Annotated in this window: 23 protein-coding genes; 8 read left to right on the top strand and 15 right to left on the bottom strand. The window is 63.3% G+C overall.

Annotated elements, in window-relative coordinates:
• Window positions 1–70 precede the first annotated feature (70 nt).
• The 5 genes from petA (at window position 71) to ASD80_RS05290 (ending at window position 4,027) form a co-directional block, all read left to right on the top strand.
• On the top strand, window positions 71–595 hold the full coding sequence (gene petA / locus ASD80_RS05310; RefSeq protein WP_056229993.1) for a ubiquinol-cytochrome c reductase iron-sulfur subunit: 525 nt from the start codon (window positions 71–73) through the stop codon (window positions 593–595).
• Between the two features lie 14 nt (window positions 596–609).
• A complete protein-coding gene (locus ASD80_RS05305; protein WP_056230139.1) occupies window positions 610–1,860 on the top strand; it encodes a cytochrome b in 1,251 nt (416 codons plus the stop codon).
• 17 nt (window positions 1,861–1,877) lie between these two features.
• Complete coding sequence (locus ASD80_RS05300; protein ID WP_056229989.1) at window positions 1,878–2,723, top strand: cytochrome c1; 846 nt, start codon at window positions 1,878–1,880, stop codon at window positions 2,721–2,723.
• Between the two features lie 541 nt (window positions 2,724–3,264).
• Window positions 3,265–3,459, top strand: a complete 195-nt coding sequence (locus ASD80_RS05295) for a hypothetical protein (protein ID WP_056229987.1) — start codon at window positions 3,265–3,267, stop codon at window positions 3,457–3,459.
• 34 nt (window positions 3,460–3,493) lie between these two features.
• The gene (locus ASD80_RS05290; protein WP_056229985.1) at window positions 3,494–4,027 is read left to right on the top strand and encodes an adenine phosphoribosyltransferase; all 534 of its coding nucleotides are present in this window, start codon (window positions 3,494–3,496) and stop codon (window positions 4,025–4,027) included.
• A gap of 179 nt (window positions 4,028–4,206) precedes the next feature.
• Here ASD80_RS05290 and ASD80_RS05285 read toward each other — a convergent pair whose 3' ends face one another.
• The 8 genes from ASD80_RS05285 to ASD80_RS05250 form a co-directional block, all read right to left on the bottom strand.
• On the bottom strand, window positions 4,207–4,611 hold the full coding sequence (locus ASD80_RS05285; protein ID WP_056230136.1) for a GFA family protein: 405 nt from the start codon (window positions 4,609–4,611) through the stop codon (window positions 4,207–4,209).
• 90 nt (window positions 4,612–4,701) lie between these two features.
• Window positions 4,702–5,094: a VOC family protein gene (locus ASD80_RS05280; RefSeq protein WP_056229983.1), complete on the bottom strand. Its 393-nt coding sequence runs from the start codon at window positions 5,092–5,094 to the stop codon at window positions 4,702–4,704.
• A gap of 95 nt (window positions 5,095–5,189) precedes the next feature.
• Window positions 5,190–5,459, bottom strand: a complete 270-nt coding sequence (locus ASD80_RS05275; protein ID WP_156460335.1) for a hypothetical protein — start codon at window positions 5,457–5,459, stop codon at window positions 5,190–5,192.
• A gap of 131 nt (window positions 5,460–5,590) precedes the next feature.
• Window positions 5,591–6,592 (bottom strand): TerC family protein, encoded by a 1,002-nt coding sequence (locus tag ASD80_RS05270; RefSeq protein ID WP_056229979.1) that lies wholly within the window; start codon window positions 6,590–6,592, stop codon window positions 5,591–5,593.
• Between the two features lie 258 nt (window positions 6,593–6,850).
• Complete coding sequence (locus ASD80_RS05265) at window positions 6,851–7,195, bottom strand: hypothetical protein (RefSeq protein ID WP_056229974.1); 345 nt, start codon at window positions 7,193–7,195, stop codon at window positions 6,851–6,853.
• Between the two features lie 32 nt (window positions 7,196–7,227).
• Window positions 7,228–7,785, bottom strand: coding sequence for a MaoC family dehydratase (locus ASD80_RS05260; RefSeq protein ID WP_082555072.1), 558 nt, complete (start codon window positions 7,783–7,785; stop codon window positions 7,228–7,230).
• Window positions 7,782–8,261 (bottom strand): MaoC family dehydratase, encoded by a 480-nt coding sequence (locus ASD80_RS05255; RefSeq protein WP_056229973.1) that lies wholly within the window; start codon window positions 8,259–8,261, stop codon window positions 7,782–7,784. Before ASD80_RS05255 ends, ASD80_RS05260 begins: the two co-directional genes overlap by 4 nt.
• Window positions 8,262–8,625: 364 nt before the next feature.
• Window positions 8,626–9,498 (bottom strand): helix-turn-helix domain-containing protein, encoded by an 873-nt coding sequence (locus ASD80_RS05250; RefSeq protein ID WP_056229970.1) that lies wholly within the window; start codon window positions 9,496–9,498, stop codon window positions 8,626–8,628.
• A gap of 103 nt (window positions 9,499–9,601) precedes the next feature.
• Here ASD80_RS05250 and ASD80_RS05245 point away from each other — a divergent pair, with 103 nt between their 5' ends.
• Window positions 9,602–11,056 carry an alpha-glucosidase/alpha-galactosidase gene (locus ASD80_RS05245; RefSeq protein WP_056229968.1) on the top strand — a complete coding sequence of 485 codons (1,455 nt, stop codon included), beginning with the start codon at window positions 9,602–9,604 and terminating at the stop codon, window positions 11,054–11,056.
• A gap of 313 nt (window positions 11,057–11,369) precedes the next feature.
• Here ASD80_RS05245 and ASD80_RS05240 read toward each other — a convergent pair whose 3' ends face one another.
• From ASD80_RS05240 to ASD80_RS05215, 6 genes are all read right to left on the bottom strand, one after another.
• Window positions 11,370–12,377: an ABC transporter substrate-binding protein gene (locus ASD80_RS05240; RefSeq protein WP_056229965.1), complete on the bottom strand. Its 1,008-nt coding sequence runs from the start codon at window positions 12,375–12,377 to the stop codon at window positions 11,370–11,372.
• 313 nt (window positions 12,378–12,690) lie between these two features.
• Window positions 12,691–14,058, bottom strand: a complete 1,368-nt coding sequence (locus ASD80_RS05235; protein WP_056229962.1) for an alpha-glucosidase/alpha-galactosidase — start codon at window positions 14,056–14,058, stop codon at window positions 12,691–12,693.
• A 9-nt stretch (window positions 14,059–14,067) separates the two neighbouring features.
• Window positions 14,068–15,738 (bottom strand): ABC transporter ATP-binding protein, encoded by a 1,671-nt coding sequence (locus ASD80_RS05230; protein ID WP_056229959.1) that lies wholly within the window; start codon window positions 15,736–15,738, stop codon window positions 14,068–14,070.
• A 10-nt stretch (window positions 15,739–15,748) separates the two neighbouring features.
• A complete protein-coding gene (locus ASD80_RS05225) occupies window positions 15,749–16,870 on the bottom strand; it encodes an ABC transporter permease (protein ID WP_056230133.1) in 1,122 nt (373 codons plus the stop codon).
• 56 nt (window positions 16,871–16,926) lie between these two features.
• Window positions 16,927–17,937, bottom strand: a complete 1,011-nt coding sequence (locus tag ASD80_RS05220) for an ABC transporter permease (protein WP_056229957.1) — start codon at window positions 17,935–17,937, stop codon at window positions 16,927–16,929.
• A 220-nt stretch (window positions 17,938–18,157) separates the two neighbouring features.
• Window positions 18,158–20,230 carry an ABC transporter substrate-binding protein gene (locus tag ASD80_RS05215; protein WP_056229954.1) on the bottom strand — a complete coding sequence of 691 codons (2,073 nt, stop codon included), beginning with the start codon at window positions 20,228–20,230 and terminating at the stop codon, window positions 18,158–18,160.
• 161 nt (window positions 20,231–20,391) lie between these two features.
• Between ASD80_RS05215 and ASD80_RS05210 the strand changes: the two genes are divergently transcribed.
• Window positions 20,392–21,312, top strand: a complete 921-nt coding sequence (locus ASD80_RS05210; RefSeq protein ID WP_056229951.1) for a helix-turn-helix domain-containing protein — start codon at window positions 20,392–20,394, stop codon at window positions 21,310–21,312.
• A 68-nt stretch (window positions 21,313–21,380) separates the two neighbouring features.
• Window positions 21,381–22,499 (top strand): helix-turn-helix transcriptional regulator, encoded by a 1,119-nt coding sequence (locus ASD80_RS05205; RefSeq protein WP_056229948.1) that lies wholly within the window; start codon window positions 21,381–21,383, stop codon window positions 22,497–22,499.
• 104 nt (window positions 22,500–22,603) lie between these two features.
• Here ASD80_RS05205 and ychF read toward each other — a convergent pair whose 3' ends face one another.
• The gene (gene ychF, locus ASD80_RS05200) at window positions 22,604–23,701 is read right to left on the bottom strand and encodes a redox-regulated ATPase YchF (RefSeq protein WP_056229946.1); all 1,098 of its coding nucleotides are present in this window, start codon (window positions 23,699–23,701) and stop codon (window positions 22,604–22,606) included.
• Window positions 23,702–23,985: the final 284 nt, after the last annotated feature.

The raw sequence follows: 23,985 nt of genomic DNA, 5'->3' as shown, positions 1-23,985 counted from the left end.
ATTCCGCCTATGCGCGGAATGGTATGCTTCGCCGGCCGCGTCTGAAGTGATTGTACGGGGATACGGGACCTTGGCCACGCAAGCTCATCATTCAACATCACGGCGGGATTTCATCTTCGTCGCAACCGGTGCTGTTGCCGCTGTCGGTGCCGCCGCCACGGCCTGGCCTCTGATCAACCAGATGAACCCCGATGCTTCGACGCTGGCGCTGGCCAGCATCGAGTTCGACCTGGGCGCCATCGAGGAAGGCCAGTCGGTGACCATCCTGTGGCGCGGCCTGCCGGTTTTCGTGCGTCATCGCACCCAGGCCGAGATCGACGAGGCCAAGGCGGTGCCGATGAGCGACCTCAAGGATCCGGCGACCGATGAGTCCCGTACCAAGGAAGGCCACGAACAGTGGCTGATCATGATCGCCAACTGCACCCATCTGGGCTGCATCCCGGTCGGCGAATCGGGCGAGTTCGATGGCTGGGCCTGCCCCTGCCACGGCAGCCAGTTCGATACTGCCGGCCGCATCCGCAAGGGTCCCGCACCAACCAACCTGGTCGTTCCGCCCTATGAATTCATCAGCGATACGCTGGTCCAGATCGGTTAGTGGGGGCTTTTCCGATGTCAGAACATTCGACTTACACGCCCGGCTCCGGCATCGAGAAATGGCTCGATGAACGCCTGCCGATCATCCGGTTCTCCAAAGAGCACCTGATGGATTTCCCCACGCCGAAGAACCTCAACTACTGGTGGACGTTCGGCGCGATCCTGGTGATGTGCCTGGGTATCCAGATCGTCACCGGCGTCATCCTGGCGATGCACTACACGCCCAATATCGGCATGGCCTTCGATTCGGTGGAGCATATCCGCCGCGACGTGAATGGCGGTCGCATGATCCAGTCGTTCCACGCCGTGGGCGCCTCGATGTTCTTCGCGGCGGTCTATATCCACATCTTCCGCGGCATGTATTTCGGCTCCTACAAGGCGCCCCGCGAGATCCTGTGGATCCTGGGTGTGCTGATCTTCCTGCTGATGATGGCGACCGCCTTCATGGGCTATGTGCTGCCCTGGGGCCAGATGTCCGGCTGGGCTGCCACCGTGATCACCAACATCTTCGCCGCCATCCCCATCGTCGGTACGCCGCTGCTGGAATTGCTGCGCGGTGGCTTCTCGGTGGGCAATCCCACGCTCAACCGCTTCTTCTCGCTGCATTACCTGCTGCCCTTCGTCATTGCCGCCGTGGTGGCCCTGCATATCTGGGCTCTGCACGTACCGGGCAATAACAATCCCATCGGCGTCGATGTGAAGGACACCAAGCGCGACACGCTGCCCTTCCATCCGTATTACACGATGAAGGACGCATTCGGCATGGTGCTGTTCCTGATCCCGTTTGCCTGGTTCGCCTTCTTCGCGCCCGACATTCTGGGTCATCCGGACAACTACATCCAGTTCAACAGCCAGGTGACGCCGGCCCATATCGTGCCCGAATGGTACTTCCTGCCATTCTACGCCATCCTGCGCGCCATCGACTTCAACCTGCTGTTCATCGACAGCAAGCTGCTCGGCGTCATCTTCTTCGGCGGCTCGATCCTGATCCTGTTCTTCCTGCCCTGGCTGGATACGTCCAAGGTGCGCTCGGGCAATTTCCGCCCGATGTTCAAGTGGTTCTACTGGCTCTTCGTGGTGAACTTCGTGGCGCTCACCTATCTGGGTGCGCAGCCGGCGGAGGGCATCTATGTGATCCTGTCCAAGATCTGCACCGCCTACTACTTCATCCACTTCATCGTCATCCTGCCAGTTCTTGGCCGCATCGAGACGCCCCGGCCCCTGCCGACCAGCATCTCCGAGAGCGTCCTGGGCAAGGCACATTGACGGAAGGGATAGGAACCATGTTCAACACCAAGACTATCCTTGCCGCCGTCGCGCTGGTCGCCAGCCTCGCCCTCCCTGCCGCAGCGCAGGAGGGGCACTCGACCCCGCATATCGACAAGCAGAGCTGGTCGTTTGCCGGCATCTTCGGCACCTATGACCAGAACCAGCTGCAGCGCGGCTTCCAGGTGTTCCGGGAAGTCTGCTCCAACTGCCACAGTGCCCGGCTGATCGCCTTCCGCACCCTGGCGGAAGAAGGCGGCCCCGGTTTCTCGGACGAGCAGATCAAGGCGCTTGCCGCCGAATATGAAATCGCCGACCCCACCGCCGATGGCGGCGTCCGCAAGGGCGTGGCCGCCGATTTCTGGCCCTCGCCTTTTGCCACCGAGCAGGATGCCCGTGACGCCAATGGCGGCGCGCTGCCGCCCGATTTCTCGGTGCTGGCCAAGGCCCGCGGCGTCACCGACGCCTTCCCGTTCTGGATTTTCAACTACTTCACCGGCTATTCGGAAGGCGGCCCGGATTATATCCACGCGCTGCTCAACGGCTATCACGAGGAAGCGCCCGAAGGGTTCGAGCTGGCCGAAGGCAAGTATTACAACGACTACTTCCCCGGCCATGCCATCGGCATGGGCCCGCCGCTGGCCGATGGCCTGGTGAGCTACGAAGTTGCCGAGGGCGAAGCCGAAGTGCCGCTGACCCTGCAGCAATATTCGACCGACGTGGCGGCCTTCATGATGTGGATGGGCGAGCCGCACCTGGCCGGCCGCAAGCAGACCGGTTTCGTCGTGCTGCTGTTCCTCGTGCTGTTCGCCGGCCTGATGTATGCCACCAAGCGCCGCATCTGGCAGGGCATCGAGCACTAAGGCCGCGGCATCCGATTTTATTGAAAGGGCCCCCTAGCGGGGCCCTTTCTGTTTTTGCCACAAGCATCGGACCCCTCCCTCCTCGATCCCTCCCCTCAATGGCAGGGCTATCGCATATGAAAACGGGCAGGCCGCAATGTTTCAGTCGTCTCCCTCCCCCTTGCGGGGCTTGGAGCGACCCGGAGGGTCAAATCGCTCCAGTGGAGCGATTTGAGTGAACAAGGCCATGAGGGCTGTGCCCGAATGGCTGGATTAAGGGTGGGGGGATGTCTGGCCCCGATATCCGGGCTAAACGACACCCCCTCCCAACCTCCCCCGTCAAGAGCCTGCGCTCGGGAGCGCGCAAGCGCTACCCGAGTGGGGAAGAGCCGCGCGGTGGTCGTGACGAGGTCGTGCCAGCCCATATGCGATAGCCCTGCCGTTCAAGGGCGAGGGAAGGACGGCTGAAGCGCCCGCGTCATCACGCGCGCTTCACCCCCCTTGCCATTCACGCTTCGGCCCGCAATATTCCATTGTGCAAATCAGTGACGAGGGAGCCGACATGTCCGCCATTCGCATTGCCGTCACTGTCGTCGGCGCCGCCATCACCATGAGCCGGCATCCGGCCGTTCGTGCCGGCATCAATGCCGTCGCTGCCAATCCCAAGGCGCGCGAAACCGCGATCAGCGTGACCCGCAGCGCTGCCTATAATGCCGGGGTGATCGCGCGTCACATCGTCGGCCGCCGCCCGAGCTGAACCACCCTATTTCCACCCCTTTGACAGGTTTGCCATGCCGCTCGACCTCAAGGCCCTCGTGCGCACGATTCCGGATTATCCCAAGAAGGGCATCCTGTTCCGGGATATCACGACGCTGATCGAGCATCCCGAAGGGTTTAAGGAGAGCATCGAGCGCATTGCCAGCCGCTATCGCGGCCAGGGCATCACCCATGTTGCCGGCATCGAGGCGCGTGGCTTCATCTTCGGGGCCGGCGTGGCCATCGCGCTGGGTGTGGGCTTCATCCCGATCCGCAAGAAGGGCAAGCTGCCCGGCGAGACTATCGGGCAGAACTATGCGCTCGAATACGGCGTCGACACGATCGAGATTCACGCCGATGTGCTGGACAGGAACGACAAGGTGCTGCTGGTCGATGACCTTATCGCCACCGGTGGCACCGCCATCGCCGCCGTCGGCCTGTTGCGCCGCACCGGCGCCGTGGTGAGAGACGCCGCCTTCGTCATCGACCTGCCCGATCTGGGCGGCGCCGACAAGCTCAAGGCCGAAGGCGTCGATGTCAACGCGCTGATCGAGTTTGCGGGGCATTGACACCAGGAGTGGAGCTACCCCTCGCCCCTTGTGGGAGAGGGTGGAAATCCGCGTTCAGTGGATTTCCGGGTGAGGGGTCTGCGCCATCCTATGCTTCAAGGTTGGGGGATAACTCAGCGCCCCTCATCCGGCGCTGCGCGCCACCTTCTCCCACGAGGGGAGAAGGTGAGCCAGTGCCCCTACCAGCTGCTCCGCCCGTCCACCTTCTCTACCGCGATCCCCGACCAGTCCAGGTCGTCCACCAGCCGCAGGTTCACCGCATAGCTGCGCTGGGTGGGCATGCTGCCGGGCGCGAACCCTTCCTTGGTCGTGCCATCATTGTTGTACATCGAGGCCCAGTCGGGTGAATCCCCCCAGGTCTGCATGCCGCAATTGCCGCAGAAATGGTGCCGGTTGATGCCGTCGCTGGCCGAATAGGTCTTTTCGCCGTCCTGCGAGAGGAATTTCATCTCGCCCTGGCCGTAATAGCCCCAGACCGCGCCGGTGCGGGCGCAATAGCTGCAATTGCACTCCTTGGCATGGGCCGGGGGATGGGGCAGCTCGATCTTGGTGGCGCCGCAATGGCAGGAGGCGATGAGGGACATGGCAATGGCTCCGTTCTGGTATGGCCAGACCATCGCGCAGGCGTGCTGACAGGGCCTGTCAGCATGCCGTCGCGGTTTGTTGCGGGCCGATCAGGCGGCCATCGCCTCACTAATATCGACGAGGCAGAACTGGTTGCCTTCGGGGTCGCGCATCACCGTATAGGTGGGCAGCACGCGCACGGTTTCGGCGCCCGCTTCGCGTAGGCGGTCGACGGTTGCGGCGCGATCGCCGACCTCGATATCGAAATGCACGCGATTATTGTCATAGCGCCGGCCCTCGACATTCTGGAAGCAGATGGAGGGGCCAGGGCCATCGACCATCACGGTCGGGTCGGTTTCGGGCGTCAGGCCCAACGCGGCGAGCCGCGCGATCTCGGCCTCGTCATAGGCCCGGATAGCGTAGCCATCGAGCAGGTCGACCCAGAAGCCGGCCAGCTTGGAGGGTTTATCGCAGTCGAACACGATCTCGTGGATCTTGCCCATCGTCTTCTCCTTCTTGTCCTTGCCTGTCTGGCTAGAACGCAAATGCGGCAAGACTGGTGCAGGGGCGACGACCTGCGGGCAGGACGGGGATCGGGTCAGGCGTCGACTGCCGCCAGCGTATCGGGGTCGAAATACTGCATGATGAGCTTGCCATCCACCTCGACATAGGCGCGGACCAGGCCATTCCATTGCTCGACCGAGGTGGCGGCGACGCCCCGGTCCTGCAGGCGGCGCAACACGCTATCGGCGTCGAAGTCCAGCCGGTCCTCATGCTGCTCCATTGCCATGGCCGTAGCGCTCATGGTTGGCAGCGCGGCGACCGCGCCGATGGCCGACAGCAGGACCAATACGGTTCTCGAATTCATCTTGGGGTTCCTTCCTTGCACAGGCAGAAGTCGGGTGCGGGCCGATAAGTTGCAAGGCGCCGCCGGCACGAAGAATTTGCCTTGCCACCCTTGCAAATGGGTCCGGCGCCACCGGGCGCCGGACCGGCGTGTCAATGCGGCGCCTGTTCGGCCCCGATATCGGGCTCATTGCGGGTTTTCCACAGCGAGAAGATCACCCCGCCCGCCAGGATCGACAGCGTCACGATCAGGCTCAGCAGCGTGTCGATATGGATATGCAGCGGCACGAGGAAAATCTTGATGCCCACCAGCACCAGGATGATGGCCAGCGAGGTCTGCAGATAGCGGAAGCGGTTCATCGCGGCGGCCAGCGCGAAATAGAGCGCCCGCAGGCCGAGAATGGCGAAGATGTTGGAGGTGTAGACGATGAACGTATCCTGCGTCACCGCGAATACCGCCGGCACCGAATCCACGGCGAAGATCAGGTCGACTGCTTCCACCATGATCAGCGCCACGGCCAGCGGGGTCAGCCAGGTGACCAGCTTGCCGGTCCTGGCATCGGGCTGCTTCACCGTAAAATTGCGGCCATGCAATTCCCTGGTCACGCGGAAGCGCTTGGTCAGGAACTTGAAGACCGGATTGTTGGCGATATCGGGCGCCTCATCCTGGTGGCTGAACATGCGGATGCCGGTAAAGACCAGGAAAGCGCCGAAGCCGAACAGGATCCAGTTGAACTCGTTGACCAGAGCCGCGCCCAGCCCGATCAGGATGGCGCGGAAGGCGATGACGCCCAGAATACCCCAGAACAGCACGCGGTGCTGATAGATGCGGGGAATGGCCAGGAAGCCGAAAATGGTGGCGATGACGAACATGTTGTCCATCGCCAGGCTCTGCTCGATCAGGTAGCCGGTATAGAATTCGAGCCCTGCCTCGGCGCCGCGCTGCCACCATACGAAGCCGCCGAAGGCGAGCGCTATGGTGACATAGAAGCCGTAGAGCGTCAGGCTCTCGCGCGCGCCGATCTCGTGCTCGTCGCGGTGCAATATGCCCAGGTCGAAGACCAATAGGGCAATGACGATCGCGACGAACGCGACCCAGAAATAGACGGGAGTACCCAGAAAATCGCCCATAAGGGCGCCAAGAAGCGATTCCATCGCCGGACCTTTCTCCATGAAGTTTGGAGCAGCTCCGACATCACGAGGACATAAGTCGTCCTCGCCAGAGGGGCCCGGCGCCGCACCCCTAAAATGCCTGATCGGCGGAAAAGTTCAAGCGGGGGCGGCGGAATGTCGCTTGTACCCATCTCCCTCAAGGGGAGAATCTGGCGCTTGGTGCAATGTGTTGCCACACCCACCAGCCGGATTCCCCCTGTTCGGGGGGAGGTTAGGAGGGGGTATCCTCTAAAAACCACCCTACCGCGGCGTACACAGCATCACGATGGCCTCGGCCGTCTCCAGCTGGATCGCCGTGCCATAGGTGGGGTCGGGGATGATGCGCCCGGCCTGGATGGCTTTCCCTGTGCGCAGGTTGCCGTCGTCGAAGCTCACGCCGTCCTGGTAGCCGGTAATGGTCCCCGTGCCCGAGCTACCGTCATTGGCCGTGGTCGAGGCAAAGCCATAGACCTCGCCATAGATGGTCAGGATCCCCGCCTTGGCGGTGGTGGCATCGCGGCAGGCCCAGTTGCCCGTGAAATTCTGGGCGAAAGCCGGCGAAGCGGTGAGGGCGGTGACGGCGGCTATGAGGGCGATTCGGCGCATGGCCGACAGAGTGCCGGTGCGCCCGCCTGCTTTCAAGAGCCGCGCTTGAACAGCGGCCCGATGAGCGGCTGGCTGGTGAGCCAGAGCAACAGTTTGAGCCGGGCCGGCATGGTGTAGTCGCGCAATTTGGAAAAGCCCACGAGATCGGCGCGATAGACCAGTTCGCCCCGCTGGTTGGTGGCCGTCAGCTTGTTGAACAGCAGGCCCCAGCCGGGAATGGAGTTCGAAGCGCGCTTGCCGGTCACCACCAGTTCATAGGTCACGGTGTCGCCGGGGCGCACCGGCACCTTGAAATCCATCGAATTGACCCCGGGGGAGGGGCCGGAAACGCCGGGCTCCTTGCCCAGCCCGCGCAGGCGCTCCTCCTCGGCAAACAAGGCGTCCACCATCTTGCGGTGGCCGACGCTTACCGTGTGCCAGCCGCTGGCCACCAACCCGCCGAAATGGCTGCTCTGGGCCGCCGCGGCGTCGACGTGGAAATATTGCGGATCGTAGAGCGAGGCGAAGCGGATGATCTCGTCGGCGCCGAACGTGTGGCTGCCGAGCGGGAACACCTCGTCGATGACGATATCCTCGAACCAGCGGGTCATGCCTGTGCTCCCGGCTCGCGCGTATCGATCAGGTTGGCCAGCCGCATGGTCAGCACCGGCTGCTCCTTCTGGTTCCGCACGTCGAAATCGAGCGTCATGATGCCCCATTGCGGATGGCTCTCCGAGCGGCGCAGGTCGGCAATGGTCACCGTGCCGCCGATGGTGTCTCCCACCATGACCGGGTTTTTCCACTTGAGGTCGGTAAAGCCCAGGCCGCCCGCCGAGGCGACCGTGTTGAGGAAGCTGTTGACCAGCATGCGCAGGCTCAGCGCCCCGGTCTGCCAGCCGCTCGATGCCAGGCCGCCCAACAGGCTCGCCTTGGCGGCGGCTTCGTCGAGGTGGAAGGGAAAGGGATCGAATTCGCGGGCAAAGGTGACGATCATCTCCTTGCTCACGCTGGTATGGCCGAGATCGATGACCTCGCCAATGCGCAGATCCTCGAAATGCCGTCGATCCTTGGTGACAGGATTGGTCATTTGCTTGCCCTATACGTCAAGCATGGTTCTGGCATGGGAACCGGGGTGGTGGCAAGGGTTTGGCGCCATGTTGCTCTATTCACCAAGCGGCACCTCCTCCTTGACCGGGAGTGCTCGTTTTGGGCGCTTAGGGTCGGGTTCTTCCCTTCTCCCCTCGTGGGAGAAGGTGCCCGAAGGGCGGATGAGGGGGCGCCGAGCCATCCGCCGTCATTGAAAGCATGGGATGGCGCAGCCCTCTCACCCGGAAATCCGCTGAACGCGGATTTCCACCCTCTCCCACAAGGGGAGAGGGTAAACACTCATGAATCCGAGGTGAACACTGCTCCTTAAGGGGAGGGGGACGACGGAGATAATCGCGTCCCTCTCAAGCCCCCGCCGCCAGCCGGCCCTGCGCGCGAAACTCCAGGGGCGCCAGCCCGCGTTTCCGTCGGAAGGCCTTGGCCAGGTAATTGGCATCGGCAAAGCCTGTCGCCCTGGCGATCGCCACCACGCTCATATCTGTCGCCAACAGCAGCCGTTCGATCCGCTCGATGCGCCGGTCCAGCACGAAGTCCGATGGCGGCGTGCCCACGCTGGCGCCGAACTGGCGAACGAAATGCCCCCGGCTCATCTCGGCGATGGCGGCCAGCCGGTCTACCTGCAAAGCCGTTGCCAGGTTGGCCTCGATATGGGCGATGACCCGGCTCATCGCGGCCGGCAGGGTCCGCTCCGGCACGGCATCGGCCCCGAACACGCCATCATGCAGGGCCGCCATGGCGGCATAGGCGGCGCTCGACGCCTCGCCCGGCGTGATGTCGGCCTTGGCGATCAGTGTGTCGCAGGCCCCCGCCATGCGGTCCACCACCGTTGCCGGCAGGCTCACCACCGGCCCCGCCGCGTCGATGATCTCCCGCGCCAGCCGCAGTGCCTCGCGGCCATTGAGCACCATCCAGAAATATTCCCAGCGCCCGCCCCGCTCCAGCCAGTAGCGATGGGCATGGGGCAGGCTCAGCACCATGGTCTGCCCCGGCACCAGCCGATATTGCGTGCCCGCGAAGTCCAGCCGCCCCTCGCCGACCAATGTGTGCTGGATGACGAGGAAGGGCGCGCTGCCGCGCTGCAATCCGTCCCAGGAATAGACCTCGTTGAGCCGCTGCTCGTAACCGGCGCTTATGGCCATGCAATGCAGCGGTGCGGCGCTCCGGGGCAGCGCCAGCACGCGCAGGTCGTGGCCGTGATCGATCAGGTCAGAGAGCACAAAATTACCCGCAATCGCATAACCTTTCTCTAGCAGCCGCGGCGCGTCAACGCTAGCAGTGTGCTAACCAATTCGCCCCATCGGTGAATGCCCGGAGGAACCTATGTCATTCAAAGTCACGGTCATCGGCGCCGGCTCGATCGGCTTCACCCGAACGCTGATTTCCGACCTGCTCAAGGTGCCGGAATTCGTCACCTGCGAATTCGCGCTGACCGATATCAACCCGCATAATCTGGACATGGTCCGGCAGGTCATCGAGACCATTGTCTCGGTCAACAATCTCCCCGCCAAGGTCACCGCCACCACCGACCGCCGCGCCGCCATCACCGGCGCCCGCTACATCATGAGCTGCGTCCGCGTCGGCGGCCTCGAAGCCTTCTCGACCGATATTTCCATCCCGCTGAAATACGGCGTCGACCAATGCGTGGGCGACACGATCTGCGCCGGCGGCATTCTCTATGGGCAGCGCAACATTCCGGTCATTCTCGATTTCTGCAAGGATATCAGGGAAGTAGCCGAGCCCGGCGCGCTGTTCCTCAACTATGCCAATCCCATGGCCATGAACACCTGGGCGGCCGAAATGTATGGCGGCGTCAATGTCGTCGGCCTCTGCCACGGCGTGCAGCATGGCGCCCACCAGATCGCCACTGTGCTGGGTGTCGACGACAGCGAGCTCGACTATGTCTGCGCCGGCATCAATCACCAGACCTGGTATATCGACCTCCGCGCCAAGGGCCGCAAGATCGAGGCGGACGAGCTGATCGCCGGCTTCGAGGCGCATCCGGTCTATTCCCGCCAGGAAAAGGTCCGCATCGACGTACTCAAGCGCTTCGGCGTCTATTCCACCGAGTCCAACGGCCACCTGTCCGAATACCTGCCCTGGTATCGCAAGCGTCCTGACGAGATCAACCGCTGGATCGACATGAGCGACTGGATCCATGGCGAAACCGGTGGCTACCTGCGCTACTCGACCGAGCGCCGCAACTGGTTCGAGACCGACTTCCCGATGTTCAAGGAGCAGGCCAACAAGCCACTCTCCGAACACAAGCGGACCAGCGAACATGCCAGCCACATCATCGAGGCGATGGAAACCGGAAGGGTCTATCGTGGCCATTTCAACCGCCGCAACAATGGCATCATCACCAATCTGCCGGACGATGCGATCATCGAGAGCCCCGGCTATGTCGATCGTTTCGGCATCAACATGATCGAGGGCATCACCCTGCCCACCGCCTGCGCCGCCACCTGCTCGGTGTCGGTCTCGGTGCAGCGCCTGTCGGTCCAGGCGGCGATGACCGGCAATATCGACACGCTCAAGCTGGCCGTATTGCATGACCCGCTGGTCGGCGCCATCTGCACCCCCGACGAGGTCTGGGCCATGGTCGACGAAATGGTCGTCGCCCAGGCCCAATGGCTGCCGCAATATGTCGGTGCCGTACCCGCCGCAAGGGAACGCATCGCCAAATCCACCGTCAAGACCCGCGACTGGGACGGCGCCGCCCGCAAACAGGTGCGTTCGGTGGAGGAGCTGCGCGAGGTGGTGGGCGGGCACCACTAGGATTTGGCACCATCTTGCCACACCCACTGCGCGGCACCTCTCCCCTCAAGGGGGAGGGTTCACCTTGGGCGCTGGAAGGCAGCGTCATGGGCTTGTGCCCACCCTCCCCCTTGGGGGGAGGGTAGCGCCGCTCGGCCCAAAGGGCCGTAGCAGAGCTGGGGAGGGGGTGCCTTAGTGGTTCACTGACAGACCCCCACCCTCATTCCCTCCCCTCAAGGGGGAGGGAGGCGAAGGAACCGAAGCTCCCGACGCATGGAGCAAGCGCCTGAAGTGAACAGTCCCCCGACTGAGAGAGCCTTCGGATATCCGAGGGTCATTCCGCCTGCGGCACGACCACCTCGGTCGCCACATCGCCATCCACCGCCGCAGCCAGAGCCGGCGGCAGGATATCCAGCAGATACCCCAGCGATAGCGGGGTCTGCCAGCTCATGGCGGCATAGGCCAGGCCCTTGCCGTCGTCGAGCCAGAGCGACCGGCCCTCCTTGGCGAGATCAAGGTTCTGGTAGAGCGGCATGGCCTCCACCTTGGCCTGTTCGCCATTGGCGGCGTCCTCGATTGGCCAGATGGCGACATCCATGTTGAGCAGGCGCATGTTCTCCTGGCTGACATCGATGCGGTTGTCGTCCTGGGCCAGGGCCTGCAATTCGGGCGGGAAGGTGAGGCCCAGATCGATCAGGAACTTGCTGGCCAGGTCGTCCTGGCTCCAGGCGGTGAAGCCGCCTTCTTCCCTGATATAGATATTGGTGCCGGTCTTGCCCGCGAGCTGCGGGAATTCGGCGCGGGCGGCGGCATAGCGGGCGTCGAAGCCGGCGATGATGGCGTCTGATTTTTCGGTATTGCCCGACGTTGCCTGGTCGATGATCTTGAGTTCGGCCTGCCACGGCGCGCCCCAGGCCGTATAGCCGGCCGGCGTCACGATGGTCGGGGCGATCTTGGACAATTCGTCATAAAGCGCTTCGTCCATGGTCACATAGATGCCGATGATCAGGTCGGGGTCCTGCGCCAGCACCCATTCGAGATTGACGCCGCTGGTATCCATCACCTCCGGTTCGGCGCCCACGGCCTGGCGCGCTTCCTCGGCCCAGGGCCAGGTGGCATAGGCGTGGTCGCCCCACCATTCCTTGACGCCCACCGGCGCAATGCCCAGCGCGTAGAGGAAATCCTGCTCATGCATGCCCACCGAGACGACGCGCAATGGCTGCTCGGGAATGGTGGTGGTGCCGTAGATATGCTCGACGGTGACGGGGAAGGACTGCGCGGCGGCCGGCGCGACCAGGCCGGCAGCCAGCGCCAGGCCGATGAAAAGACGACGTGTGAACATGATGCTCCCTCAAGGTAGGTGAGGGGGTTTTTATATTGGTGACTATAATTGTCAATTTATACTGATGGAGCAAATTGCAGGCTGCGATTGATCCCTGGTCCTGCCCCACCCACCGGCTCCTCCCGCGGGCCTGACCCGCGGGTCACTCTCCCCACGGCACAAAGCGGCGAGAGACCCCCGGATCAAGTCCGGGGGAAGCGATTGTGGGTGGGATGGATCGAGGGCGTTCCAGCCATCCCCACGAACCCAAACGGCCCCGACGCTTGCGCGCCGGGGCCGTCCTTGGAAGCAGGGAGGACATTTGCGCCGCGAATTACGCTACGCGCTGCTTCCGGGAGCCACGGGCCCATTCGGGCAGCATGCTGCCATGGGCTTCGGTCAGGTCGTCGACGAGGTTCCAGATTTGCTCCAGATCCAGCTCGGCGGCGGTGTGGGGGTCCATCATGGCGGCGTGATAGATGTGCTCGCGGTTCTCCTCCATCAGCGCGCGAACCGTCAGTTCCTGCACGTTGATGTTGGTGCGGATCAGAGCCGTCAATTGTGGCGGCAGTTCGCCGATATAGGTGGGCTGCAACCCGTTGTCGTCGACCAGGCACGGCACTTCGACGGCCGCATTGTCGGGCAGGCTGGTGATGACGCCGTTATTGCGCAGGTTGCCGTAGATCACCGAAGGCTCGCCCGTCCACACTGAGTTGACGATGGAACTGGCATATTCCTTGGACTGCTTGACCTCGATGCGGTCGGCCTTGCGGTAGTCTTCCGAGGTCTGCTTCCAGCGGGCGATCTGTTCGACGCAGCGTTTTGGGTATTCATCGAGCGGAATACCGAATTTCTCGATGATGTCTTCGCGCCCTTCCTTGATGAAATAGGGCGTATATTCGGCGAAATGTTCAGAGCTTTCGGTGACGAAATAGCCGAGCCGCGTCAGCATTTCGTAGCGCACCTTGTTGGGGCAGCGCGGGTTCCAGGTCGGCTTGGGCGCGCGGCCTTCGCGATAGGCTCGAACCAGGTCGGGATAGAGGTCGCGATAGGACCCGTCGGCCTGGCGGTGCTCGAACTTGAGGTAGAAGGCCATGTGGTTGATGCCGGCCGAGCGGTAGCGGATTTCCTCGTAGGGAATGCCGAGATCGTTGGCCAGTTCCATGGCCGTGCCCTGTACCGAGTGGCACAGGCCTACCTGCTTGATGCTTGGGTATTTCTCGGAGATTGCCCAAGTATTGATCGCCATTGGGTTGACGTATTGCAGCATGATCGCGTCGGGCGCCACCTGCAGCATGTCCTCGCAGATGCTCCACAGATGCGGCACGGTGCGCAGGCCGCGCATGATGCCGCCGACGCCGAGCGTGTCGGCGATGGTCTGGCGCAGGTTGTATTTCTTGGGCACGTCGAAATCGATCACGGTCGAAGGTTCGTAGCCGCCGATCTGGAAGCAGACGACGACGAAATTGGTGCCGTCGAGCGCCTTGCGCTGGTCGAGATAGGTTTCCACCGTCGCCGATACGCCGAGCGTGGCGATGAGCTTTCTGGCGATGACCTCGCTTTCCTCCAGCCGCACTGGGTTGATGTCCATCAGCCTTATCGTGGCGCCGGCCAGGGCAGGGCGCTGCAGGATATCGCCGACGATGTTCTTCATGAACACAGCCGAGCCGGCGCCGATGAAAGTGATCTTGGGGTTTGCCATTCAATGCTCCTAGGCGGCAATTTCGAACGCGGCGCGCACCAGTCGGGCCGTGTATTCGGTTTGAGGATTGGTGAGGACATCGGCCACCGGCCCCTGCTCGACGATCTTGCCATATTGCATGACCATGACACGATGGCAGAGGGCGCGCACGACTTTGAGATCGTGGCTGATGAAGAGGTAGGAGAGGCCCTTTTCATCCTGCAGCTTGCGCAGCAGGTCGATGATCTGGGCCTGTACGGAAAGGTCGAGCGCCGAGGTCGGCTCGTCCAGCAGGATGAATTCAGGCTCAAGCGCGATGGCCCGGGCGATGGCGATGCGCTGGCGCTGGCCGCCGGAAAATTCATGCGGGAAGCGCTGCAGGATGGTGTCGGGCATGCCGGCATCGCGCAACGCCTGCCTGACGCGATCGACGCGCTCGCGGCTGTCGGTGCCGATCCGGTTGACGATCAGGCCCTCCTCGATGATCTGTCGGATCGACATGCGCGGATTGAGGCTCGCAAAGGGGTCCTGGAACACGATCTGCATGCGGCTGCGCAAGGGGCGCATGGCATTGCGGTCCTTGGTGTCGATGCGCTCGCCGTCGAACCAGATTTGTCCGCCCTGGTTGCCGATCAGCCGGATCAGCGCCTGGCCGAAGGTGGTCTTGCCCGAGCCGGATTCCCCCACGATGCCCAGCGTCTCGTGGCGCATCAGCTTGATGTCGAGATTGTCGACGGCCTTGAGCTCGAAGAAATCGGGCTTGAAGAAGCCGCCGCGCTTGAGGGTGAAGCTGACCTTGACCTCCTGGCCCTCCAGCACGGTCTCATGCGCGCCCTCCTGGAGGGGGAGCGCCGTGCCCTTGGGCTCTGACGCCAGCAGGTGTCTGGTATAGGCATGGCTGGGATTGGCGAACAGAGCCTCGGTGGCATTGTGCTCCTGCACGCGGCCGTTCTGCATCACATAAACATAGTCGGAAAACTGCCGGACGATGGTCAGGTCATGGGTGATGAGGATCACCGCCATGCCGTATTTGTCCTTGAGATCCTTGATCAGGTTGAGGATTTGCGCCTGCACCGTCACGTCGAGCGCCGTGGTGGGCTCGTCGGCAATCAGCACGTCCGGGCGATTGGCGAGCGCCATGGCGATCATGACGCGCTGACGCTGCCCGCCCGAGAGCTGGTGCGGATAATTGTTGAGCCGGGCCCGGGGTTCCGGAATCTGCACCTCGGCCAGCAGCGCCTCGGCTTTCTCCATCGCTTCCTTGCGGCTCATCCGGTTATGCAGGTGGATGATTTCGCAGAGCTGCTGGCCGATGGTGTAGACCGGGTTCAGCGAGCTCATCGGCTCCTGGAAGATCATGGCGATGTCATTGCCGCGCAGCTTGCGCATATCGCGGTCTCCCATGGCCACGATGTCCTTGCCCGACAGGGTGATCCGGGTCTTCGGCAGGATGGTCGCCCGCTTGGTCAGGAGCTTCATCAGCGTGCGGGCGGTCACGGATTTACCCGAACCGCTCTCGCCCACCAGGGCGATGGTCTCGCCTTTGTGGAGCTGGAAGGAAACATCGCGTACGGCATTGACCACGCCGCCCTCGACCTTGAAATCCACCCCGATATTGCGGGCGTCGAGGATCAGTTCGCGGTCGTGGAGACCCAGGTCGTGGCGGGTGTCGGAAACAGGCGTGAAGCTGGTGTCGGTCATTGCCTGATCCTCAATAGGGGTCGATGGCGTCGCGCAGGCCATCGCCCAGCGCATTGAAGGCGAAGACGGTGATCAGCACGAAGACGACGGGGCTGAGGATCCACGGATAGGAGCCGATCACCGAAAAGGTGCCGGTATCCTGCAGCATCAGCCCCCAGGAGATCAGCGGCGGTTTCACCGCAAAGCCGAGAAAGCCCAGGAAACTTTCCAGCAACACCACCGAGGGCACGGCCAGCGTCACCGCCACGATGACGTGGCTGAGCACATTGGGCAGGATATGCCGCGTGATGATGCGGCTATCGGTGGCGCCCACGGCAATGGCGGCGCGCACATAGTCGATGCGGGCCAGTGCCAGCGTCTTGGAGCGCACTTCCCGGCTCAGTTGCGCCCAGCCCAGCACCGCCATGACGAAGATGACGAAGCTCAGGAATATGTTGGACGGCGCCGTCACCGGGATCAGCGAGGTCAGCGCCAGGTAGAGCGGCAGTTGCGGGAAAGCCAGCACGAATTCGACAAAGCGCTGCACCCAGGCATCGAGCCGTCCGCCGATATAGCCCGAGCTGATGCCGACCAGCGTGCCGACAATGGTGGTGATGGTGACCACGGCCAACGCGATCATCAGCGAGATACGCGAGCCGATAATGCCGCGTGAAAGGATGTCGCGCCCGAACTTGTCGGTCCCCAGCAACTGGATCGGCCGCCCGTCGACCGAGCCGAAGAAGTGGATATTGGCCGGGATGAACCAGAGCAGGTGGTAGCTGTAGCCGCTGACGAAGAAGCCGGTGGGGGTCGGGTTGTCCTTGACCAGCCCGGTCAGCGGCTGGAAGGTGATGGGGTCGAACTCGCCCGTGTCGCCGATCGGGTAGACATAGGGGATGAGGCTGAAATTGCCATCGGGATCCTCGAAGGCGATGACGTCCGGCGGAGCGAAGGGCAGGTTGGCCGCCTTGGGGTCCATCGGCGCGAAGAAATCGGCAAAGACCGAGACCACCAGCAGCAGCACGACCAGCACCAGCCCGATCATGCCCATGCTCGAGCGGCGGAAGCGCCGCCAGACCAGCGTCGCATAGCCCTCGTTGCCGCTCCCGTAGCGCGTCAGGACCGGCGCGGCGTCCTCGGCACCCGTGGGCATCGGGCCGCCGGCGGCGTCGGCGGGCAGGGGGATGGACGAGCGTGTATCGAGATCGGTCATTCGGCGCCTCCACCGAGGCGGATGCGGGGATCGAGCGCCACCAGCAGCAGGTCGGAAATGATGTTGCCGACGATCAGCGTGGCGGCCAGCACCAGCATGAAGGTGGCGGTGACATAGACGTCGCCGACGCCCATGGAGCCGACAATGGCCGGGCCGACCGTGGCCAGGCCGAAGACGATGGCCACTTCGATTTCGCCGGTCAGCATATAGGGCAGCACCACGCCCTGATAGGCGACCAGCGGATGGAGCGCATTGGGCACGGCATGCTTCATGATCACGGCGCCTTCCGGCAGGCCCTTGGCCCGCGCCGTCTCGACATATTGGCTGTTGAGCACATCGAGCAGGTTCGCCCGCATCACCCGCATATTGTAGGCCAGCCCGCCGAAGGTGGCGATGAAGATGACCGGCCAGATATGGGTCACGAGGTTGACGAACTTGTCCCAGCTCCAGGGCGCGCCGCCATAACGGGCCGAGAAGAACATGCCCACCTCGCTGACATTGAGCCGGAACACCAGGAAATAGAGGATGATGATGGCCAGCAGGAACCGCGGGATGGTCATGCCGAGAAACGAGATGATGCCCAGCCCGGTATCGACCCAGGAATATTGCCGCGTGGCCGCCAGGATGCCCAGCCCGATGCCGAGCAGCGAGGCCAGCAGGTGGCACACCAGCGCCAGAGCGATAGTGGCGGGCAGGCGCTCGGCCACGACCTGGCCGACATCCTTGTTGTAGAAGAAGGAATGGCCGAAATCGAAGCGGGTCACGATGCCGCCGATCCAGCGGAAATACTGGACGATGATGGGATCGTTGAGGCCATGGGCCTCGCGATACAGTTCGGCCTGCGCTTCGGCCACAGTGGGGGCCGCACCGCCCTGGTTGATCAGCATGGAGCGGATGGTGTCGCCATAATCGCCCGGCGGCGCCTGGATGATGGCGAAAGTCACCACGCTGAGCAGGAACAGCAGCGGGATGGCGCCCAATATGCGCAAGGTCAGAAATCGAAGCATGGCGGCCTCTACACAAGGCGCTTCATCACGCGCCGGAATCTCGGTTCATCGCCTCCCTCCCCCTTGAGGGGAGGGACTGAGGGAGGGGGTCTTCGGTAGACCACAGGGTTACCCCCTCCCCAGCTCTGCTACGGCCCTTTTGGGCCTAGCGACGCTACCCTCCCCTCAAGGGGGCGGGTAGCCAAGCCCACACACTGGCGCGGGCCGGGCCATGGTCAGCCTACACCGGACCCGCGCCGCCCGGTTCGCCCGGAAGCGTTTCGGGGTGCAGTTCGTAGTCGGCCTGCTTGTCTGCCGGCACGAACACGCGCTCGCGGATGATGTTGTCCTCCGCCCAGTTGAACATGAAGATCGGGGCACCCGCCGGGATATTGGCGAAGCGCTTGTTGATGATCAGCGCACCTGGATATTGCGTCAGGCCCACCGAATAGACGTTCTCGGTGAAGACGTTCTGGAAGGTCTTCATCAATTCGGCCCGTTCGGCATTGTCGCTGGTGGCGACAAAGGCGTTCACCGTATCGACCAGTTCCTGCTCGAAGGGCAGGATATCCACCGTTCCATCCGTGCCGGCGCGGTGGAAGTAGCTCGTCTGCGGACCCGTGGGGGCGAGGAAGGTCGTGCCCTGCACCACCGAGACCATTTCGGCGCCCTGGCGGCGGACATGCCAGTCGAACTGGCCGGCCTGCTGCATGTCGTCACGCGACGTTCCCGCCTGGAAATTGGCGATGACGCGCAGGCCGAGCGGTTCCATCATGGCGATGACGCCTTCGGCCAGGTTGGTGTCGGTCGCATAGTCGGTATTGGCGAGCAGGGTGATTTCCACGTCGGCGCCGCCATCGGGCAGGTTGCGCACGCCGTTGCCGTCGGTATCGATGAGGCCGATGCCGTCGAGCAGGGCGTTTGCCGCGTCGAGATTATACGGGTAGTAGACCGTCGAAGCCTTGTCGTAATAGGCCGTGCCGGCATACAGGCCGCCCGGATAGATGGCGGTGAACGGACCGCGGACCAGCGAGTCGCCCAGGCGCTGGCGATCGATGGCGATCGAGATGGCCTTGCGGAAATCGAGGTTGCGATTCAGTTCGTGGATGGCCTGGCCGCGGGCATCGGGTTCACCCCAGCCATTGGCCGAGAGGTTGAATTCGAGCGCATAGCCGATGGTGCGGGCGCCGAATTGCAGGCGGGCCGGGGCCGAATCCTCGGCCGAGCGCTTCAGCGCCTCGACATAGCTTTCGGCCTGTTCAAGGTTGGAGAAGTCGCCCGAACCGGCAACGGCCTGCACGTCGCGGTCGGCCCAGGTGCTGAGACGATAGTGCATTTCGTTGAGGTAGGGGAGCTGGTTGCCGGCCTCGTCGACCTTCCAGTAATAGGGGTTGCGGCGCATCACCACGATGTCGTCCGGCCGGTATTCCACCGGCACCCAGGCGCCCATCACCGGCATGTTCATATATTCCGGCGGGAAGGCGTTCTTGAATTCCTCATAGGTGTTGTCGGCGTTGTATTTGGGGTGCTGGGGCTTGAGGATGTGGCTCGGGCCGGGGCAGAAGGTGCCGTAGGCCATGGCATAGAGATACTGCGTCGGCCGGACTTCCTTGAAGGTCCACTTGATGGTGTAGGGGTCGAGCGCTTCGAGCGTCGTGCCGACGCCGAAGGTCTCCGGCGTGCCGCCATTGAGCGGGGAGACGTTGGGGTCCATGATGGCGTCGTTCCAGTAGAACATCACGTCATCGGCGTCGAAGGGGTCGCCGTCGGACCATTTGGCGCCCTCGATCAGGTGCATGGTCAGTTCGTGCCCGTCCTCCGACCATTCCCAGCTCTTGGCCAGGTTGGGCAGCGGCTCGAGTTCGTCGGCCTTGACCTCGAAGAGCGGGCCGGTGCGGGTCAGGCATTCGGAAAGGCCGATATCGATGCCGCCCCAGCCCTGGTTCTGGCCGGCGGTATAGTTCCAGCCTTCGGGCCGGCCGCCAATGACATGGCGCATCGTGTCGCCATAGACGCCGATGCCGTCGGGCATGTTGGCGGTCTTGAACACCAGCGGCTCCTTGGGCAGGCGCTCGGCGACGGGCGGCAGGGTGCCGGCATCGACATATTTCGCGGTGACCCAGTCGGGTTCGTGATATTCCGGCAGCGCCTTGTATTCCTGGATATCGGAGACGCTGACGAAGACCGGTTCGCTCTGCGCGGCGAATTCGGGGGGATCGGGCAGCTCGCCCGTCAAGTCCTGAGCCTGCACCGCAAGCAGCGAGACGCCCAGCATCAATCCTGCCCCGCCAAGGGCATAAGCATGCTTTCTCATAAAACCTCCCATTTGCAACGGAACGGCGCATTGGCCGCTGGCCGGACACTCCCTTCCGGCATGTTCCGTGCTGACGGATAAAAGCCTACGCCTTGCCATCGCCGAAACAATCCGGAATGATAGAGACTTGTTCCGGGTTTCAAAGAAATCGGCGGATAAGTATGATTGTTGAGACAGCCATCCTGCCCCGTCGTGCGCGCGAAAAAGCGCCGCGTCCGACGCCCCGCCCGGATCGGAGTTTTTATTCCTCCGGCAAGGCCTTCGGGCGCTTCGGCATCAGGTCGTTTCCGCCCCAGATCATGCCGCGGCCCCATAGCCATGGCCATATCGAGTTCAACTGGCTGACGCGCGGCACCATGGACTATGCCTTCGATGGCGGCCCGGTGGCGGTCGGCTCGAACCGGCTCGTGGCCTTCTGGGCCGGTATTCCGCACCAGACCGTCGGGCTCGACGATATCGGCGACGGCCGCCAGCTCAACATCTACCTGCCGATGGACGCCTTCCTCGAAATGCCGCAGCTCGGGCGGCTCACCGAGACGCTGATGGGGGGCGGGGTCATCCAGCTCAATCCCGATTGCATCGGGCTCGAAACGCTCGATCGCTGGCACCAGGACTATCGCAGCGGCAATGCCCTGCGCACCGATATCGTACGCGCCGAGATCGGCACCATGTTCCGCCGCGCCGCCATTACGGGCTGGGATACGCTGCTGCCGGCCTGGGTGGAACGCACCGGCACCCGCACCCGCACCGGCTCGCCGGTTCGTTACGTCGTCCGCATGGTGCGCCATATCGTGGAAAACATCACCGATCCGCTCAGCGCCGAAGACATTGCCAGGGTGGTGGGACTGCACCCCAATTACGCCACTAACCTCTTCACCAAGGTCATGCACATATCGGTGCAGAAATTCGTCACCCGCATGCGCCTCATCCGCGCCCGCTCGCTGCTGTTCGATGGGAGTCTCTCCATCGCCAACGTCGCCTTCCATGCCGGCTTCGTCAGCCAGACCCAGTTCTACGAACATTTCCGCAAGGCCTATGGCATGACGCCCAGCCAGATGCGCAAGGACACGATCGAGGGCTAGTCAGTTGACCGGGGGCTATACTGGTGCGTTATTTGCGCCCAGATATCGCTTGTGGGCTCGGAGGGAGCATGGCGGGGGGACTGTCGGACGAAGACTATGCCGCAGTCGAGGCGGCGGCCTATGAGGCCGCCGTCGTGCCGGAGCTGTGGCCGAACGTGCTGGCCACGCTGGGTACGATCAGCAATAGCGCCGGTGGGGCCTTGCTCTGCCTCAATGAGCGTGGGCCCCACCTGGTCCATGCGCCGGTGCTGGACAGGGCAGCGAAGCGGTTCCTGTCGGAAGGCTGGATTGCCCGCAACGGGCGCGCCGGCAATGTGATGGCCAAGGGCATGGTGGGGGCGCCGCGTTTCGTCAACGAGGACGACTATTTCGGGAGCCTCGAAGAGGCCGAGCAGGACCCTATGGTCCGCGACCTGTTCCGGGCCGAAGGCTTCGGCTGGGCCGCCGGCTTCCTGACGCAGTTGCCGCATGGCGACCTGGTGGTGATGAATGTCGAGCAATATTACGAGCGGGGCCCCATTCGCGGGGATGACCTGGCGCGGCTCGACAGCCTCTATCCGCATCTGGCGCGGGCGGCCATGCTCAGCGGAAGGGCGGATTTCGAGCGCGTGCGCACGGCCATCGAAACGCTGACGGCCTTGGGGCTGCCGGCGGCGGCGCTGACACCCAGCGGGCGCGTCGTGCTGGCCAATGACGATTTCAACGCGGCCGGCCACGTCTGGGCGACGCGGGGCGGTGACCGGCTGGGCCTGCATGACCACGCGGCCGACGCCATGCTGTCCGATGCGCTCGACGCGCTCAAGCTCGCCCGCAGCCCGCGCTCGGTGCCCATCCGGGCCGAGCCGGGCGGGGCTATCACCGCGGTCGTCCAGGTGGTGCCGATCCGGCGGCAGGCACATGACATTTTCGGCAGCACGGTGGCCATTGTCGTGCTCAGCGAGCCCAAGGCCGGCATGGCCGGAGCGACCATGGTGCAATCGCTGTTCGACCTGACACCGGCCGAAATCGGGGTCGTCCAGGCCATCGTGGCCGGGCAGACCATCGCCGGGATCGCCAAGGCAACCAGCCGGAGCGTCGAAACCATCCGCAACCAGCTCAAGACCGCCATGGCCAAGACCGGCTGCACGCGGCAGGTGGAACTGGTGCTGCTGGTGCGGCAACTGACGGATCACATGCCGCGGGGGTAGAGGGATCGAACGTGCGGCGCATCCGGGCCATTCGGGCGTAGCCCTCATGGCCTTAGGACCTAAAATCGCTCCACCGGAGCGATTTTGCGGCTTTGCCGCCGGTCCTAAGTATTAAACTTGAACAGCATGACGTCGCCGTCCTTGACGACGTATTCCTTGCCTTCGTCGCGGGCCTTGCCGGCTTCCTTGGCGGGGACTTCGCCGCCCAGCGTCACGAAGTCCTCGTAGCCGATGGTCTGGGCGCGGATGAAGCCGCGCTCGAAATCGGAATGGATGACGCCGGCCGCGGCCGGGGCCTTGTCGCCCTTGTGGATGGTCCAGGCGCGGGTTTCCTTGGGGCCGACGGTGAAATAGGTCTGCAGCCCCAGCAGCGCATAGGCCTCGCGGATCAGCCGGTTGAGCCCGGCTTCGTGCAGGCCCAGCGATTCCAGGTATTCGGCCTGTTCCGCGTCGGGGAGCTGGGCGAGCTGGCTTTCGATCTCGGCGGAGATGATGACCACGCCGGCATCGTGCCCCTTGGCATAGTCTTCGACTTGTCTGCTCATGGCATTGCCATTTTCGGCCGAGCCTTCGTCGACATTGCAGACATAGAGCGCCGGCTTGCTGGTCAGCAATTGCAGCTCCTGGAAGGCCTTTTCTTCCTCGGCATCGCGCTTGACGAAGCGGGCCGACTTGCCGTCGCGCAGCAGCACCAGCGACCGATCGATCAGCTCGAGCGTCAGCTTGGCATCCTTGTCGCCGCCCTTGGCCTTTTTCTCGACGCCGGCGCGGCGCTTCTCGAGGCTTTCGAGATCGGCCAGCATCAGTTCGGTCTCGACCACTTCGGCATCGGCCAGCGGGTCGACCTTGTTGGCGACGTGGATGATGTTGTTGTCCTCGAAACAGCGCAGCACATAGGCGATGGCGTCGCATTCGCGGATATTGGCGAGGAACTGGTTGCCCAGCCCTTCGCCCTGCGAAGCGCCCTTCACCAGCCCGGCAATATCGACAAAGCTCATGCGCGCCGGCAGGATGTTGACCGACTTGCCGATGGCGGCCAGCTTGTCCAGCCGCGTATCGGGCACCGACACCTCGCCCACATTGGGCTCGATGGTGCAGAAGGGGAAGTTGGCGGCTTGGGCGGCCGCGGTGCGCGTCAGCGCGTTGAAAAGGGTCGACTTGCCGACATTCGGCAGGCCGACAATGCCCATCTTGAAACCCATGGGGAAGCTCCGAAAACTGTTGGCCTCCACTTGGTTCGGATCGGCGCCGATGTCAATGCGGCCTGACGTTCGCCTGACCTGCCGGCCCTGGTGGGGTGTCAGGAGCACCGGACCATTCTCTAAACTCGATCGTCACCCTCGGGCTTGACCCGAGGGGCCCTATACTTGCGGAGTGATCGGTAAGTGCAGAGCCCTCGGGTCAAGCAACTGTGGATTGTTTGACGATAGCATTGAGGATGGTGATGAACTTTCTCATTGCAGCGTTGATGGCGAGTTTGAAGGGT

The organism is Devosia sp. Root635 (assembly GCF_001427605.1).
Classification (GTDB): domain Bacteria; phylum Pseudomonadota; class Alphaproteobacteria; order Rhizobiales; family Devosiaceae; genus Devosia.
This window is presented reverse-complemented; position numbering and strand designations above follow the sequence as displayed.

What these genes read in the sequence shown, in the direction of transcription:
- ASD80_RS05305 (WP_056230139.1), top strand. Translation starts at nt 610, where the DNA reads ATGTCAGAACATTCGACTTACACGCCCGGCTCCGGCATCGAGAAATGG.
- ASD80_RS05300 (WP_056229989.1), top strand. Translation starts at nt 1,878, where the DNA reads ATGTTCAACACCAAGACTATCCTTGCCGCCGTCGCGCTGGTCGCCAGC.
- ASD80_RS05295 (WP_056229987.1), top strand. Translation starts at nt 3,265, where the DNA reads ATGTCCGCCATTCGCATTGCCGTCACTGTCGTCGGCGCCGCCATCACC.
- ASD80_RS05290 (WP_056229985.1), top strand. Translation starts at nt 3,494, where the DNA reads ATGCCGCTCGACCTCAAGGCCCTCGTGCGCACGATTCCGGATTATCCC.
- ASD80_RS05285 (WP_056230136.1), bottom strand. Translation starts at nt 4,611, where the DNA reads ATGTCCCTCATCGCCTCCTGCCATTGCGGCGCCACCAAGATCGAGCTG.
- ASD80_RS05280 (WP_056229983.1), bottom strand. Translation starts at nt 5,094, where the DNA reads ATGGGCAAGATCCACGAGATCGTGTTCGACTGCGATAAACCCTCCAAG.
- ASD80_RS05275 (WP_156460335.1), bottom strand. Translation starts at nt 5,459, where the DNA reads ATGAATTCGAGAACCGTATTGGTCCTGCTGTCGGCCATCGGCGCGGTC.
- ASD80_RS05270 (WP_056229979.1), bottom strand. Translation starts at nt 6,592, where the DNA reads ATGGAATCGCTTCTTGGCGCCCTTATGGGCGATTTTCTGGGTACTCCC.
- ASD80_RS05265 (WP_056229974.1), bottom strand. Translation starts at nt 7,195, where the DNA reads ATGCGCCGAATCGCCCTCATAGCCGCCGTCACCGCCCTCACCGCTTCG.
- ASD80_RS05260 (WP_082555072.1), bottom strand. Translation starts at nt 7,785, where the DNA reads ATGACCCGCTGGTTCGAGGATATCGTCATCGACGAGGTGTTCCCGCTC.
- ASD80_RS05255 (WP_056229973.1), bottom strand. Translation starts at nt 8,261, where the DNA reads ATGACCAATCCTGTCACCAAGGATCGACGGCATTTCGAGGATCTGCGC.
- ASD80_RS05245 (WP_056229968.1), top strand. Translation starts at nt 9,602, where the DNA reads ATGTCATTCAAAGTCACGGTCATCGGCGCCGGCTCGATCGGCTTCACC.
- ASD80_RS05240 (WP_056229965.1), bottom strand. Translation starts at nt 12,377, where the DNA reads ATGTTCACACGTCGTCTTTTCATCGGCCTGGCGCTGGCTGCCGGCCTG.
- ASD80_RS05235 (WP_056229962.1), bottom strand. Translation starts at nt 14,058, where the DNA reads ATGGCAAACCCCAAGATCACTTTCATCGGCGCCGGCTCGGCTGTGTTC.
- ASD80_RS05230 (WP_056229959.1), bottom strand. Translation starts at nt 15,738, where the DNA reads ATGACCGACACCAGCTTCACGCCTGTTTCCGACACCCGCCACGACCTG.
- ASD80_RS05225 (WP_056230133.1), bottom strand. Translation starts at nt 16,870, where the DNA reads ATGCCCACGGGTGCCGAGGACGCCGCGCCGGTCCTGACGCGCTACGGG.
- ASD80_RS05220 (WP_056229957.1), bottom strand. Translation starts at nt 17,937, where the DNA reads ATGCTTCGATTTCTGACCTTGCGCATATTGGGCGCCATCCCGCTGCTG.
- ASD80_RS05215 (WP_056229954.1), bottom strand. Translation starts at nt 20,230, where the DNA reads ATGAGAAAGCATGCTTATGCCCTTGGCGGGGCAGGATTGATGCTGGGC.
- ASD80_RS05210 (WP_056229951.1), top strand. Translation starts at nt 20,392, where the DNA reads ATGATTGTTGAGACAGCCATCCTGCCCCGTCGTGCGCGCGAAAAAGCG.
- ASD80_RS05205 (WP_056229948.1), top strand. Translation starts at nt 21,381, where the DNA reads ATGGCGGGGGGACTGTCGGACGAAGACTATGCCGCAGTCGAGGCGGCG.
- ychF (WP_056229946.1), bottom strand. Translation starts at nt 23,701, where the DNA reads ATGGGTTTCAAGATGGGCATTGTCGGCCTGCCGAATGTCGGCAAGTCG.